This is a genomic window from Edaphobacter sp. HDX4, from assembly GCF_036877565.1.
Lineage (GTDB): Bacteria > Acidobacteriota > Terriglobia > Terriglobales > Acidobacteriaceae > Edaphobacter.
In genome coordinates, this window is sequence record NZ_JAEDXW010000014.1 from 21,518 (window position 1) to 34,439 (window position 12,922).

At 56.5% G+C, this 12,922-nt stretch carries 7 protein-coding genes; 4 read left to right on the plus strand and 3 right to left on the minus strand.

Annotation, left to right across the window (positions count from 1 at the left end):
• Nucleotides 1-205: 205 nt before the first annotated feature.
• Nucleotides 206-1,387: an alginate lyase family protein gene (locus tag JAO29_RS14200; RefSeq protein WP_334268899.1), complete on the plus strand. Its 1,182-nt coding sequence runs from the start codon at nucleotides 206-208 to the stop codon at nucleotides 1,385-1,387.
• A gap of 53 nt (nucleotides 1,388-1,440) precedes the next feature.
• Nucleotides 1,441-4,806, plus strand: a complete 3,366-nt coding sequence (locus tag JAO29_RS14205) for a TonB-dependent receptor (protein ID WP_334268900.1) — start codon at nucleotides 1,441-1,443, stop codon at nucleotides 4,804-4,806.
• A 93-nt stretch (nucleotides 4,807-4,899) separates the two neighbouring features.
• Here the strand turns inward: JAO29_RS14205 and JAO29_RS14210 are convergent, their stop codons facing one another.
• From JAO29_RS14210 to JAO29_RS14220, 3 genes are all read right to left on the minus strand, one after another.
• A complete protein-coding gene (locus tag JAO29_RS14210) occupies nucleotides 4,900-5,493 on the minus strand; it encodes a DNA-3-methyladenine glycosylase (RefSeq protein ID WP_334268901.1) in 594 nt (197 codons plus the stop codon).
• A 46-nt stretch (nucleotides 5,494-5,539) separates the two neighbouring features.
• Nucleotides 5,540-6,538, minus strand: a complete 999-nt coding sequence (locus JAO29_RS14215; protein WP_334268902.1) for an SDR family oxidoreductase — start codon at nucleotides 6,536-6,538, stop codon at nucleotides 5,540-5,542.
• A gap of 218 nt (nucleotides 6,539-6,756) precedes the next feature.
• Nucleotides 6,757-7,602 (minus strand): FadR/GntR family transcriptional regulator, encoded by an 846-nt coding sequence (locus JAO29_RS14220; protein ID WP_334268903.1) that lies wholly within the window; start codon nucleotides 7,600-7,602, stop codon nucleotides 6,757-6,759.
• Nucleotides 7,603-7,877: 275 nt separating this feature from the next.
• Between JAO29_RS14220 and JAO29_RS14225 the strand changes: the two genes are divergently transcribed.
• Both JAO29_RS14225 and JAO29_RS14230 read left to right on the plus strand, forming a co-directional pair.
• On the plus strand, nucleotides 7,878-11,162 hold the full coding sequence (locus JAO29_RS14225; RefSeq protein WP_334268904.1) for a TonB-dependent receptor: 3,285 nt from the start codon (nucleotides 7,878-7,880) through the stop codon (nucleotides 11,160-11,162).
• 17 nt (nucleotides 11,163-11,179) lie between these two features.
• Nucleotides 11,180-12,916 (plus strand): GH39 family glycosyl hydrolase, encoded by a 1,737-nt coding sequence (locus JAO29_RS14230; protein ID WP_334268905.1) that lies wholly within the window; start codon nucleotides 11,180-11,182, stop codon nucleotides 12,914-12,916.
• Nucleotides 12,917-12,922: the final 6 nt, after the last annotated feature.

Sequence of the window (12,922 nt, forward strand, 5' to 3'; positions counted from 1 at the left end):
GTTGAAATTATAGTCCCATGAAAATAAGTCTCTCAAATTCAATGGCTTATGACGTTGGGGCAAACGTCGCTTGTGTTGTAACGTCGCAAAAAAATGGGACAAACGGTGAGTCACTTGCTTGTGTTGCGGCCCAGCGAGGAGTGTGGAGGCCGCTTTGACAGGCAATGCTGTTTGTCGAGGGAAATCGAAATCAGACGGAGAATTGATGGTGAATCGGAGGTTTTTCTGCGCCGGGGCGGCAGCTACGGTTTTCGGGCACAGGATTGCATTTGCATGGGCCAGGCAGGATACGAGTGCCTACCGGATGGTGGCGGGGGTCGATCGAGGAAGGATTTTAAGCGCGGCGAAAAAGTATGTCTCCATCGCGCCAGTGACGATCACCGCCTTCCGCTCACCTAAGAGCCCGGGGGGACTGCACGACTTCTTCTCTCAGGCGGACTACTTCTGGCCGAACCCGAAAAATCCCGACGGACCCTATATCAGCCGCGATGGCCAGAGTAATCCGGAGAACTTCGATGACCATCGGCGGGCAATGGTCAACCTCTCGCTCCAGATGCCTGCTCTTACCGCGGCGTGGCTCCTCACGGGAGATTCGCGATATGCCAAGCATGCGGCAGCCCATCTGCGCGCCTGGTTCGTAACTCCCGCGACCCGCATGAATCCAAATCTTGAGTTCGCTCAGGGGGTCCACGGCGCCTCAACCGGCCGGAGTTACGGGATTATCGACACGCTCCATCTGGTCGAGGTCGCCAGAGCAGCCAGCTTTCTGGGGCCAGAGAGCCTTTCTGCTTCGGACAAGCAAGGATTGAAGCAGTGGTTTCGTGAGTATCTCGAGTGGCTGAAGACAAGCCAGAAGGGCACAAAAGAGCGAACCGCTCTAAATAATCATGCTACTTGTTGGGCCTTGCAGGCCTCTGAGTATGCCCGCCTGATCGGAGATGAGGGGACACGCGAGGAGATTCGCACCTGGTTCAAGGGAACCCTGCTGACTGATCAGCTGGGCAAGGATGGCTCGTTTCCGAAGGAACTCGTTCGAACCAAGCCGTACAGCTACTCGATCTTCAACTTCGACGTCATGGCGGGGCTGGCTCAGTCGCTCAAGGGTTCCGGTGTGGATCTGACGACCTTCGCCCTTCCTGATGGCAGAGGACTCTGCAAAGCGGCAGCGTTTCTATTTCCTTACCTCGAAGACAAGGGCAAATGGCCCTACGCGAAAGATGTGGAGCACTTCGATGCATTACCTGTCCGGTCGCCGGGACTGCTCTTTGCGGGCCTTGCCTGTCATAAGCAGGACTACATCGCGTTATGGAAGACCCTGAACCCGGACCCCACGGACAAGGAGATCATCCGCAATTACCCCATCCGCCAGCCGCTGTTATGGGTGTAGCTGGATGTCCGTATCGAGACCAATAGAACGACGATTTAGAAGGAGTACCCGCAATGCGTAAAAAGAATAAACAGACATGGATAAGCCTGATGCTTCTGGTCCTGGGTCTGCTTGGAGCGCCGCTCATGCGTGCGCAGTCGAATACCGGCACTATCCTCGGAATCGCGACAGACGATACGGGCGCCGCAATTCCTGATGCTACGGTCACAGTGGAGAACCTGGGCACCGGAGAACAGCGAGCTGTTACGACGGACAACAGCGGTGCGTTTGCGATCCCAAATCTGCAGGTTGGCCACTATTCCGTTAAAGTCACCCGGGAGGGCTTCGCGCCAGCACAGATTGCAGATACTGAAGTTCAGGTGGCGCAGCGCGCGACCATCAATCCTGTGCTGCATGTGGGTGGTATTACAGACAAGGTGACTGTGATTGCCGCGGATACGCCCTTGCTGAACCAGGCATCGTCCTCGGTCGGGCAGGTGATCGATACGCAGACGGTTCAGAACATGCCACTGAATGGCCGTACCTTCTGGCAACTGACCCAGCTTACTCCGGGAGTCAGCTATATACAGGGAGGTCAGAATATCGCTGCCGGAGGTACATCGATCCGAGCCAGTGCGGTGAATGTCAACGTCAACGGCCTTTCACCTTCGTGGACGGGCTGGTATCTGGATGGCGCAAACATCACGGAGTTTCAGCTGGGCGGAACCGTTATTCAGCCCAATGTCGACGCTCTGGACGAATTCAAGGTGGAATCGAGCAACATGGGCGCGGAGTATGGCCACAGTCCGACCATCGTCAACGCAACGTTGAAGAGCGGAACCAACCAGTTCCATGGCGTCCTCTATGAATTCCTTCGCAATAATGCTCTGGACGCCGCGAACTATTTTTACACTCCGCCGGCCGGCTCGAATGCGAGGAACGGCGCCCTGCATCGCAACCAGTTCGGCTTCGCGGTTGGTGGCCCGATTATCCGAAACAAAACATTCTTCTTCGTCGATCTACAGGAGACCCTTTACAACCAGCAGCAGAATTTCAACAGTATTGTAGCGACAGACGCTCAGCGGGCTGGCGACTTCTCATCTTTACTGAATCAGCCTACCCCTGTTTTTCTGCGGAATCCAATAACGAAGCAGCCCCTCAACGATGGCCGAGGACCCAATACCTTCCGACCAACGCCGCAGTCCGCATATTTGCTGCGGTACATGCCGCATGCAAATGCCGTCGTCAATGGAGTAGGGCGCGCGATCCTTACCAACAAGCTTACGCAGCAGCTGGGACAGGGAGATATACGCCTCGATCACCAGCTCACACAGGCGGATCACCTGACCGGAAGATATTCGATCGCCGACAATCATGAGAAAGATCCTAATGCGTATCCGGCCATGGGCGTCTTCCCTCTGCGCAGTCGCGGCCAGAACGGCCTCTTCCGCGAGACCCACGTTTTTAACTCGAAGTGGATTAACGAACTTCAGGTCGCCTATTACCGCAGCTACTTTTTGTTCACCAGTTCACTTCAAGGCCAGGACATCAATGCTGCCGCAGGAATTGCTGGTCTGGAGGGCCTGGCACCATCATCGACCGTCGGGTTCCCCAGCGTTACGATCGCCAACTACTCCAATTACAACGGGCAATCGAACAACAGCTATCCCAAACAGAACAAGATTCGGTCATGGCAGTACAGCGACCACGTCACCTATGCAAGCGGCAAGCACGATATCCGGTTCGGATATGAGTTGTTCCACAATACGAACACCTTTGTGGCCGGCAATAATTCGTCGGGAACCTTCAACTTCAACGGTTCCTATTCCGGCGACAACATGGCTGACTTTCTGCTCGGCTATCCCCGCAGCGCTAGCCGTAGCAGCTTCCGCAGCCTCTGGGGAAATGCGGGAAACTTCCAGTCGTTCTATGTTCAGGACAACTACCACGCGCTTCCGAACCTCACTATCAACGCTGGACTGCGGTGGGAGATCAACCCCTTCTACAACTCCGGAGACAAAGGACAGATCACGGGCTTCGATCTGACGAATGGCAAGCTGGTTCTGCCACGTGATTTCTCTATCAACGCGCAGCCGCTGACGCCTCAGCTCGTACCCCTGTTCTCTGACCGCTTTGAATACGCAGACGACCTGGGACTTCCGAAGTCGATTCGTAAGTCGGACTATTTCAACATCGGGCCTCGTCTTGGACTGGCGTACGGCATCACGAGTAACACTGTACTGCGGGGAGCTTATGGGATCTTCTATCTATTCCCAGACGATAATGCGATCAACAACACACAGAATACGGTTCCGTTTATAGCGTCGCAGACGTTGAACAACACAGCGACGACCCCGACGTATACGCTTGCAGATTTCTATCAAGGACAGCCTGTGGTTGCTCCGAATCCTACGCCGGGAAAGGCATGCCCGTTTGGGGCTGTGGCGAATTCGTGTTCGACTCCCAGCGTGACATCCATGGCGCTCGATGTCCAGAACACCTACATCCAGGAGTGGAATGCGGCGGTTCAGCACCAGTTCGGGGGGCGAATCTCACTTGATGTCTCGTACGTGGGAAATAAAACAACACATATGCAGCAGGGTTTCCAGATCAACGATCCCGCTCCCGGGCCCGGTGTTATCCAGGACCGAAGACCGCGTGCGCAGTGGGGGACGATCAACTACTCGAAGTTTGCCGGGATGGGAAACTACAACGCTCTCCAGACCAAGTTCGAGGCCCGGAATTTTGCCGGAGCCACTTTCCTGGTTTCCTATACGTATGCGAAGTGCCTGACGGATGGCACCTACACTAGCGTTGTTCGCGAAGATACACCCCTGATTCGGTATTACGGTGTGTGCAACTACGATCTGAAGCACAACTTTGTCGCGAGCGCGCTATACGGTCTGCCGTTCGGTCGCGGTAGGGCATTCTTTTCTCAGGCTCCTGCATGGACGAACGCCGTGATCGGGAACTGGAACCTGTCAAGCATCGCTACCTTGCAGTCGGGTCTGCCCTTCACGCCAACCATAAGTTCGGACCAGGCAAATACGGGTGCCGGCAGTCAGCGGCCAAATGTTATTGGCCGACCGACCATGGTGCGGGCTGCTAACTGCTGGTTCTATGACTCACGCAATCCCAGTTGCCGTAGTGCATCAAGCGCAACAGACGCCTTCGCTGTCCCAGCCCAGTACACCTATGGAAACGGGGGAATCAACACGCTGCGCGCGGACGGGCTGGTCCAGTTTGACGTCTCGCTGATCAAATCTGTTCGATTCACGGAATCAAGGTCTCTCGAATTCCGAGCTTCGTTTTATAACGTGTTCAATCACACAACCTTCGCGGCGCCCTCGACGAACATCGATTCCACGTCTGCGGGAACCATCAGCTCGACGTTGAATGCAGCACGTCAAGCTGAGCTGGGGGCGAAGATCTACTTCTAGCCGCCGGGACCGTTCTTCCCCTATGCGACGGTAAACCGCCAGAGATGTCGAAGATAAAGTCGACACTCTGGCGGTAGCCGTTGGTTTACGTTGCTAACATCGTTCGGTGATGAGATACCGCGAGGGTCGATCGATGGCTTTGGTTACGCCGATGCGGGGAGTGCTGATGATTGGCCCCGTTTCGTAACCGTCGTCGACGATGCGGAGTGCAGCATCGGGATGCGTCATGTCGATTCCGCCCTCCGCCTCTCTTGTGATGCCAAGAGCCTGACACAGGCGACCGGGTCCTCCCGTGAGTTGCTTTGCAGATGCATTTGGCTGGAGCTTGCGAAGCTTCGCCATCGTGTCCGTTCCTTCAAGCGGGCAGAGTGCACGAAAGAGCACACCGCCTGGCTGTCCCGCAGGAAGACAGGACACGTTCAGGCAGTAGTGGATGCCGTAGATGAGATACACGTATGCCACGCCCGGAGGTCCGAAGAGCACAGCGTTACGTGAGGTGGGGCCAATATAGGCATGCGAAGCTGGATCTTCCAGGCCGAAGTAAGCTTCGACTTCGATGATTCGGCCGCTCAGTCTCTCGCCACGAAATTGACGAATAAGTGTTTTACCCAGGAGTGCCTTCGCAACGACGTCAGGAGAACGCTCATAAAACGCACGTCCGAGCTGTTGAAGCCTCTTGCTCTTCATAGGGTTTCTGGTACGGGTGCTGGATTCAAGTGCAGTCGCTGCGACGCTATGTGGAGAATAGCTTCTTGCCGCAGAGTCCGGCAGCGACTAATCCAAGCCCGAGGAGAACCCAGCCGCGATGCGTCGTTGCCGTAGCCTGTACACTGAACCGCCGCGCTCGCTTGTCGAATTCTCCATGTGCACCCAGTGAGGTAGGTACCGGTTCCCACAGGTTGTACTGTCGGTTCGGTGGGTCGAGGGTCTTCTGTTGTTGGGCTGCATATCCGGTCTTTCCAAGATATCGATCGAGCAAGCCCGGCATGATCCTCTGTCCCACGATCGCTTTCACGGTCGATCCACCAACCCAGTACTCGCGGCGAGGTGAGGCGGTGAATCCCGCGTGCGCCACTACACGCGCACCCACCTCAGGCTCGAATATTGGAGGGACGGGTTGGGGCAGGCGCGGGAGCCGACTTTTTACCCAGGTGAATTGCGGTGTATTCATCGCCGGCATGTGGACGACGGTCACGTGCACATTGCTTTTATCGTGATATAGCTCACAACGAAGCGAGTCTGTAAAACCAACGATGGCATGTTTGGTGGCGCAATAGGCGGACTGCAAGGGGATACTGCGGAACGCTAGAGCGGATCCGACCTGGATGATTCGACCCTCATTCCGTGGAAGCATGCGACGTAGAGCGGCAAGTGTTCCATTTACGTAGCCAAGATAATTGACCTCGGTGACACGGCGGAATTCTTTGGCCTCCATCTCCTTGATCGGCGAGAAGACGGACACCATAGCATTGTTGACCCAGATGTCGATGGGGCCAAGCCTCTCTTCGAAGGTAGAGGCGGCCGCCTCTACAGCAACATCATCGCTAACATCCGTCGCATATACAGCAGCCGTTCCACCCAGCCTCTCCACTTCGGCTGCAGTAGCGTCGAGTGCCACCGGATCGCGCGCGATTAAGCCCACTCTGGCACCTTCTTTTGCGAATGCGTGCGCGATGGCACGCCCGAGCCCAGCCGAGGCTCCGGTGATCACGACTGTCTTTGGTTCCTTCATTGGTCTCTTTGCCCTCGTAGTATGGGACTCCAGATCGGGAGCAGTGAGATGCCTGAGTCCAGACTGAGTGCCTCTAAATGGCTTGGTTCCGTTCCCGATAGGAGAGCGAGTCCCTGAAATCGAAGATTTCGCGCTGGAGCTAACTGCAAAATAGCAGGTCTCGCCGGGACGCTCTCGCTTGATTGATTATGCTGGCCGGGCGTTCAGGGAGCGTCGCATCAGGACCGAGCGGATCGCTGATTTGCCTTATCGGGCGTAGCCTTGGCCGTGCGGGGAGTCCTTTGGACGGCGAACTTCGTCGTTGCCATATGATCTCGAAGCGTGCGTTCCTTCTCCTGCTCCTGAATCTGCGTCAACAGGTTGGCTGCATCCGCCAAGTGGGCGGTCATTAGTGTCGACGCCAGTGTCGCGTTCCGCTGTTCAATCGCTGCCAGAATCGGTTTGTGAAAGGCGAGGGTATGCTCCAGATCCACGAGTTGCGAGGTCACCATCATCATGTTCAACATCGCGCGATGAATTGTATGAAACAGGCGTCCAGTCAGACGGTTTCCGGATGCTTCGAAGATTGCGCGGTGAAACAACAGATCCGACGCTACCAGCTTCACCCTGTCTCCTTCGCTGGCCTCAAGGTCCTCGATCGACTGCCGCAGCACCGCTATATCGCTCGAGTTCGCTCGCTCCGCCGCCTTCGCCGCCAGTGACGGCTCCATCAGAAACCGCAGTTCCGTCAGTTCCTGAACTGACGTGTCGTCCAGCAGGAAGAGGAACTCCATCGGCACTGCGAGCACGGAAGAGGCGTCGCGATTAAGGTAACTACCGTCGCCCACCCTCTGCTGGATCACGCCCATAATCTCCAGTACCTTCAGCGCAGGCCGGAGCGAAGAGCGCGCCACCTTGAAATGCGCAGCCAGCTCCCGCTCAGGGGGCAGTTTCGTCCCCGGACGCAGCACACCATCACTCATCATCTGCTGAAATCGCAGGATAAGCAGATGCGTGACATCCTCCTTATTGTCGAGGACGTGCTGGGATGCGCTCAGGCTTGCGACGCCACGGCGTGCGTTCATAGGTCCATAGTGCTTCGATGCTGCAGCAATGTCAAAGAAAAATGCGTTTGAACCTAATGGTATAGGTACAACCATTGGCAGCGGGGTTTGGTCAATCATGGAGAAGCAAACGTAACGCTGTCTGGCGAGTTTTATCCGACGGTATCAAATAACTTCGAAAGTTTCGCTCTTTACTGTTGACATCTTTTTTCCACCGGTACTACCTTTGTTCCCGATTCGAAAGACGGTCGGAGCCATCTTGTGTGCTCCATGGTGAAAAGATGATGAGCGAATATTTGAAACGAGCAGTACGTCTGTGCCTCTCCCTTGTTCTTCCCGCATTCCTCGCCTGCTTTGCCCTTGCGCAGGTAGAGCAAGGTCGTTTCGTCGGTGAAATCACCGATCCTCAGGGCTCCGTCGTCAGTGGAGCGACCGTGAGGCTGACCAATACTGGAACCAACATCGTGCAGACCGCCGTGACGGATGGCAGCGGTAACTACGTCATTACTCCGGTTCCAGGGGGCGAGTACACTCTTAGCGTGTCGGCGCCGGGGTTTGCCACCACGACCACTTCGCAGATCGTGGTGCAGGTTGGCCAGATCGTCCGTGAAAACATCAAGCTCAATGTCGGAACCGCAACGCAGACCGTTGAGGTCACCACCGCCGCTCCGTTGCTCTCAACCGATTCGGCAACCATTGGACAGGTCATCACAAACCAGCAGCTCACAGGTCTGCCGCTCAACGGCCGAGGCTTCTACAAGCTCGCGCAGCTGACGCCAGGCGCCTCTCTCCAAGCCGCGACGGGTAATTCCCTCGCCATCAGGCCGGAGATCGTAAACGGTAACGTTATCAGTGGTATACGTGGGTCGGCTACTTCTTTCCTGCTCGACGGCGTCGACGTTACCGAGCAGCACCAGGGCGGCACCTTCATCCAGGCCTCCATTGATGCACTCCAGGAATTCTCGGTGCAGCAGAGCCCCTATTCGGCCGAATATAACCGGGGCGGCGCCTTCTTCAACGCGACGACCAAAACGGGCACCAATCAGTTCCACGGTGGAGTTTTCGAGTTCATCCGGAACGACAAACTGGACGCTCGCAACTACTTCTCTCCCACTCGCCAGATTCTGAAGCGGAATCAGTTTGGCGGTGATGTCGGCGGTCCGTTGACGATTCCGCATCTTTACAGTGGCAAGGATCGGACCTTCTTCTTCCTCGATTACGAAGGACAGCGCCTTCGCCAGGGACTTGTCTTCAACAGCATTGTTCCCGATATGGCGAAGAGGTCAGGGAACTTCGGAGCGAAGGCCATCCGCGATCCGCTCACCGGTACTCCGTTTCCCAACAACACGATCCCTTTGGCCCGGCAATCGCAGCCTGCGTTAGCGATCCAGCAATATATCCCGCTTCCGAATACGAGCACCGGGACCTTCGCGTATGCACCTTCGCAGGCAATCGACTGGGATCAGTTCACGGTGCGTGTGGATGATCAGATCACACCATCGAATCGGTTGTTTGCTCGCTGGATCTATGTGAAGAATCGCGAGACCGACCCGAACTCTTCTCCTGCCCTCGGGACCGCCAGCCTCACCTCGCTCGGTCAGGACATCGCTGTCGGCCTCATCACCAACATTGGCGCAAACAAGGTTAACGAAGCGCGTGTGCATTATCTGCCTAGCCATGTACGCCTCAGCGCCTTCCTGCAGGGACCTGACTGGAATGCCCGCTTCGGTGTAGCCGGGCTATCTCCACAGTTACGCCCGGGCGTGGGGGGTGCCTTTCCGGACTATTCCTTCAGCGGCTATTCTTCCCTCCAGGGCGCGGCCTTCGATCAGAGACCGAAATCGCAGGACCGCAAAGCTCTGGAAGGAACTGAAAATTTCACAATTCTTAAAGGAAAGCAGTCGATCAAGTTCGGCACGCTTATTCGGTACTACCAATGGTTGGGATATGACAGTCAGCAGTTTGCCGGCTCTTTCACCTTCAACGGAAGCCTGAGCGGCGACGCCTATGCCGATTTCCTGCTCGGCTATCCGTTTTCTGTACAGAGGGCCTATCCCGCTGACAACTTCGGCGGTGAGCAGACCTACTATCAGTTCTTCGCGCAGGACGATATCCGTCTCAGCAACAGGCTCACTATCAACGCTGGCCTGCGATACGAATACTCTCCCTGGCTGAATGGCTACAAAGGCCAGATCGGAACCTTCGACCCGGCGCGGGCCCAGCCGATCATCGTCGGCGGCAATGGGCCTGTGCCCGATCTGAGTGCCCAGTTTGCAGCGCCTGCGGCTTACCAGTTCTTTGGCAAATACATTCAGACCAGCAGCACCGCGGGTCTTCCCTACAATCTGACCTACACGGACAAACATCAATGGGCGCCCAGAGTCGGGTTTTCTTACTCTGCAACTCCCAAGACCATCATCCGTGGCGGCTTTGGCATGTTCTACGAGCCTGAAGGCACGAGCGGACGAGTCAACCTGAACTCCCTTCCATTCCGCCTCAACGAAACTCAGAACCAGAGCCTCCGTCCCGGTGCAACCCCGGGGCAGAGTGGGATCCCGACCCGTACCTTATCAGACTTCTTCCTCGGCACTCCGCTCGGGTCGGCGCAGGCGAATCCCTCACTCGTGCCTACTAAGCTTCACCTCAATCTGGGCTACAACGAGCACTACAGCCTCGGGGTTCAGCAGCAGCTCTCCTCCAACGACGTCCTGGAGATCAGCTATGTCGGCAATCATGGGGTCGCTCTTAACAGTTCGAACGACTTCAACGATCCCAGTCCCGGGCCCGGCGGAGTTCAGGCGCGAAGGCCCTATCAGCCCTGGGGACCCATTACCTTTAATACCCAGGATCTTTCAACTAACTACAATTCTCTGCAGGCCAAGCTCGAACATCGCGAAAGCCATGGACTCTCGGGCCTTGTCGCTTATACCTATTCGAAGTTTTTCCAGTTCAACCAGTCGCCCCCGCTAGGTGGCAATACAGGGTATGAATACGCCTTGTCGCCTTATGACATCCCCCAGAACCTTGCACTAAGCGGCAGTTACAAACTTCCAGTCGGCCGCGGCCGCGCCTTCCTGTCCCACGCAAACGGGTTCGTCGAAAATACTCTCGGTGGCTGGCAGCTACAGAGCATCATCGTGCTGCGCAGCGGCGTTCCCTACACCCCTACCATCTCCGGCGACCGCGCGAACACTGGCGTTGGAAATCAACGCCCCAATCTGAATCCCAATGGCGGCAATCCCAACTTTAAGCGCTCCGTTGCTCATTGGTTCGACAACACCCGTTATGTGCAGCCTGCGCAATACACCTACGGAACCGTCCGGGCGAACACTCTTCGTTCAGACATCTATCGGCAATTTGACGCATCCATCTTCAAGAATTTCGCGTTGCCTCACGAAAGCACTCTCTCTTTCCGAGCGGAGTTCTTCAACCTCTCCAATACCACCAGCTTCAGCGCCCCTGGAGCCAGCATCACCAGCTCCGCTTCTACCTCGCCGGTCGACACCAGCACCTATGGACAGATCGTCAGCACCTCCGTTCCGTCGCGTGATATCCAGTTCGCGCTCAAGTACAACTTCTAACCATGAAGGATCACACGATGACTGAGGTTTCACTCTGGCTGAGCCGCACGATCTTTGCGGCGGGTATCGTCTCCACCGCGGCTGGAAGCGCCTGGGCTCAAGGCACTGTCCCGGAGCCGCTTCCCGCTTCAACCCAGCCCGCCGTCACCATCCAGGTCGATCTCAATCAGACCGTCGGTCCCTACAAGCCCATCTATAGCTGGTTCGGCTACGACGAGGCCAACTACACCACCATGCGCCACGGTAGAGAGCTGCTCAGGCAGTTGCACGATCTCAGCCCGGTTCCCGTCTATATCCGTGCGCATCATCTGCTCACCTCCGGAGACGGCAAGGCCGAGCTCAAATTCAGCTCCACGAATGTCTACAGCGAAGACGCGAGCGGCAAGCCGGTCTATAACTTCACGATCCTCGACGGCATCTTCGACGCTTACAAGGCGGCTGGCGTGCGGCCTATGGTCGAGCTTGGCTTTATGCCCAAGGACCTCGCCGCTGACCTCCCGAACCGTCACGAGCCCTACCAGGTTCATTACCCAAAGTCGACCATCTCCGGCAAATCCAATAATCCGCCCAAAGACTATGAAAAATGGGGCGAGCTTGCACGCGTCGTCACCGCCCACCTCGTTCAGCGCTACGGCAAAGACGAGGTTCTCAAGTGGTACTTCGAGGTCTGGAATGAGCCGGACATCGACTACTGGCACACCAGTCCCGAGGAGTACTGGAAGCTCTACGACTACGCAGTAGCAGGCGTTAGAGCAGCCCTTCCCGGAGCGAAGGTCGGCGGCCCCGCGAGCACCAGCCCCGGTCGTGAGAAGGCCAACATCTTCCTTAAGAATTTTCTAGAACACGTTAACTCCGGTAAGAGCGCCGCGACGGGAGGCTCTGTCCCCATCGACTTCATCTCCTTTCACGCCAAGGGCTTCCCCAAGATCGAAGCAGGGAAGGTCACCATGGGCATCAACCGCGAGCTCAACGACGCCGACAAGGGTTTCGCTCTCGTCGCCAGCTTCCCAAAATTCAAGCATCTTCCCATCATCATCAGCGAGGCCGATCCCGAGGGCTGCGCCGCTTGTTCGTCCAAGGTCAATCCAGCCAACAACTATCGCAACGGCACTCTCTACCCGGCCTACACCGCCGCAGCCTTCAAAGGTCTCTTCGAGCTGCAAGACCGTCACTCAGTCGACTTGCTCTCGATGCTGAGCTGGTCCTTTGAGTTCGAAGACAAAGATTACTTCGAAGGCTTCCGTTCCCTCGCCACCAACGGAGTCGATAAGCCAGTCCTTAACGTCTTTCGCATGTTCGGCATGATGGCCGGTGACCGCGTCAAGACAACCAGCACTGGAGCCGTTCCACTCGACACGCTCATCAACACAGGTGTTCGCGAGTCTCCGGATATCGATGCCTTCGCCACCCATTCCGGCAAAGAGGCCGCTGTCCTCCTCTGGAACTATCACGACGTGAACCAGCCTGCCCAGGCCGCGCCCACCACCGTAACGATCGCTGGCATTCCGGCCGGAGTCCATCGCGTACTCCTCCAGCACTTCCGCATCGACGACACCCACAGCAACGCCTACACCGTGTGGCAGCACATGGGCTCGCCTCAGCACCCCAGTTCACAGCAGTATGCTGAGCTACAAGCAGCAGGACAGCTTCAGCTTCTTACCTCGCCCGTCTGGCTCGACGTCGTCAACGGCCAGGTGAAAGTCGCAACCGAGATGCCCCGCGAAGGAATCTCTCTTCTGCATCTGAAGTGGTAATTTCGA

Bases quoted from the DNA above. Each gene is read 5' to 3' on its own strand.
- JAO29_RS14200 (WP_334268899.1), top strand. From the start codon at position 206: ATGGTGAATCGGAGGTTTTTCTGCGCCGGGGCGGCAGCTACGGTTTTC.
- JAO29_RS14205 (WP_334268900.1), top strand. From the start codon at position 1,441: ATGCGTAAAAAGAATAAACAGACATGGATAAGCCTGATGCTTCTGGTC.
- JAO29_RS14230 (WP_334268905.1), top strand. From the start codon at position 11,180: ATGACTGAGGTTTCACTCTGGCTGAGCCGCACGATCTTTGCGGCGGGT.
- JAO29_RS14210 (WP_334268901.1), bottom strand. From the start codon at position 5,493: ATGAAGAGCAAGAGGCTTCAACAGCTCGGACGTGCGTTTTATGAGCGT.
- JAO29_RS14220 (WP_334268903.1), bottom strand. From the start codon at position 7,602: ATGAACGCACGCCGTGGCGTCGCAAGCCTGAGCGCATCCCAGCACGTC.
- JAO29_RS14215 (WP_334268902.1), bottom strand. From the start codon at position 6,538: ATGAAGGAACCAAAGACAGTCGTGATCACCGGAGCCTCGGCTGGGCTC.